We start from the raw sequence: 2,159 nt of genomic DNA, 5'->3' as shown, positions 1-2,159 counted from the left end.
CAAAAAGAAGAAAGCAGGTTACTTACTCAATACCCACCCCCAGTTCCGTTCACCCCCTCCCAAAAACGAGTATCAATAATCAATAAATCTTATGCAGCCATCGCTTTTTTTACTTTAAGAACTGTTCTGGTACTTTGTTGCACAAGTTTTGCTGTTTCGCGAATGCTCCTGCCTTTCTTTAAATATTTAACCGTCTCCTTATGCTTTTCTATTAAAATACTGGAATCCATAACAACTCCTTTTATCCGTCCCACATGGCCACCACCCGCTAAATGCTTTTTATACCCACTGGTCAATCTTTGTAAAATAGCTGCCCTTTCAGCCCTGCTGAATTCGGCAAGCATGGTGCACATCATTTGCGCCATTGGATTAATAGTGCCGTCTTCATTAAGAGTTTCGATGTTGTAATTAAGCACATACAATGAAATACCTTTCGTATGGAATAGGTCAAGTGATTTTAAAACCTCCAAGGTATTTCGACCAAGTCGTGAAAGCTCCCAAACCAGAATTTTGTCAACTTTATTATTGTCTGTAAACTTTGATAATTGGGTTAGTGCCAAGCGGTCTTCATTCTTAGTCGCTCCCGAAATTTTTTCATTGAATTCACCCGCCACGGTATAATTCATTCGTTCTGCATAAGTGCGAAGGTCTTTGATTTGCCTGTCATACGATTGTGATTCCTTGGAAACACGGGTAAGAATAACTACGTCCATTTTGCTGTATTTTTTTTGTACAGCAAAGATAATAATGTAGCCCTAAAATCCAAAGGAATAAAGTAATACATTTTAGGCGTGTTATTTTTATCAATTAAAGGAAAAAAGTAACACAGTTTTAAAGTAACACGGTTTATGTGCCTTTGGAGTAGTCAATGGGTAGTGCCTAAGTTCAGATTCTTTCAACAGGCTAAGAATTATTTAGCTGCTCAATGCGTTTCCGAATTGTTTCGATTTCTTTTTGAAGGTTTAGCACATTTAACCGTTTGGTTAAGTCTTGCCGTTCTTGCGGGTCTTTGGCAAGGTTTAGCTGGGTTCGGATTAGGGTAATTTTGGCGTTAAGGTCTTCCATAGCTTTTTCAATAAATATCCTCAAAAAGCTATAATGGCTATTTTAGAGCTAAAATCTATCAAATATTCCAAGGCCGAATAATGCGAAATCATATTTGACTGGGTCACTTGCGTCCAAAGTGCGCAAATTAGCATCAAGTTCGGCTAAAGCTATTTGGTCATTCTGTTTTCGATTTAAAAGCCCTAGCTTTCTTGCAATGCCACCAGAGTGAACATCCAAAGGACAAGATAATTGCGAGGGCCTCAAACTTTTCCAAATACCCAAATCCACCCCTCGTTTGTCATTCCTTATCAACCACCTTAAATACATATTTATTTTTTTAGCCGCTGAACCTTTGAACGGGTCGCTTATATGTTTTTCCGTTCGGTTCATGTGTTTAGGCTCAAAAAAATGATTCCTAAAATGATGGATGGCGGGCTGCAAAGAAACGTCCGTTGCATATTGAATAAATAGTTGTTCAATCCCCCCGTGTTTTTTGTATATGTGTCGTAACCCCCCGATAAAGTACTTAAGGTCATCACTGTTAAAGGTTCGGTAAACAAAGCCATCAAATCTTTCCATTTGACGCTGTGAGTGGCTCATTACGAAATCGAAAGGAGAGTCACCCATTATATCCATAATCTTATGACCTGCCCTTACAATTTGTGGCCTACTTCCCCATGAAATTGTTGCAGCTAAAAACCCAGCTATTTCAATGTCTTCTTTCAGCGAATATCTGTGGGGTACACTGATGGGGTCGAATTCAACAAAGGCAGGGTTGTTATACTCCAGAACTTTTTCATCCAGAAAGGCTTTTATATCCGTATCAATAGGTAACTTCGCTTTCACTTTACTTTATGAGTAAAGGTAAAATTTATGGCGGTTTTATCTACTACCCAAATTACCCGAACATACATGTTAATGGGTTGGGTGTTTTAAAGCTGCTTAAAGATATAATTAAAACCTTTTTAGGCATAAAAAGTTGATGGTTAAATTATTAGGTCTGTAAAGCAAACGCTGGTACTGCTAAATCCCCAACTTGTGGTTTCTGGTTTTTAGATTGGCTTCAAGGGTAAAACGAGGTAATTCAGCCGTGAACAACTATAGGGTTAGCT

Annotated in this window: 2 protein-coding genes; both read right to left on the bottom strand. The window is 38.4% G+C overall.

Going from position 1 to position 2,159, the window contains the following annotated elements:
- Positions 1-89: 89 nt before the first annotated feature.
- On the bottom strand, positions 90-713 hold the full coding sequence (locus QZY09_RS01830; RefSeq protein ID WP_295667451.1) for a recombinase family protein: 624 nt from the start codon (positions 711-713) through the stop codon (positions 90-92).
- A 400-nt stretch (positions 714-1,113) separates the two neighbouring features.
- On the bottom strand, positions 1,114-1,893 hold the full coding sequence (locus QZY09_RS01825) for a TIGR02757 family protein (RefSeq protein WP_295667448.1): 780 nt from the start codon (positions 1,891-1,893) through the stop codon (positions 1,114-1,116).
- Between the last annotated feature and the right edge of the window lie 266 nt (positions 1,894-2,159).

It is taken from the genome of uncultured Mucilaginibacter sp. (assembly GCF_903913935.1).
In the GTDB taxonomy this organism is placed as follows: Bacteria; Bacteroidota; Bacteroidia; order Sphingobacteriales; family Sphingobacteriaceae; genus Mucilaginibacter.
This window is presented reverse-complemented; position numbering and strand designations above follow the sequence as displayed.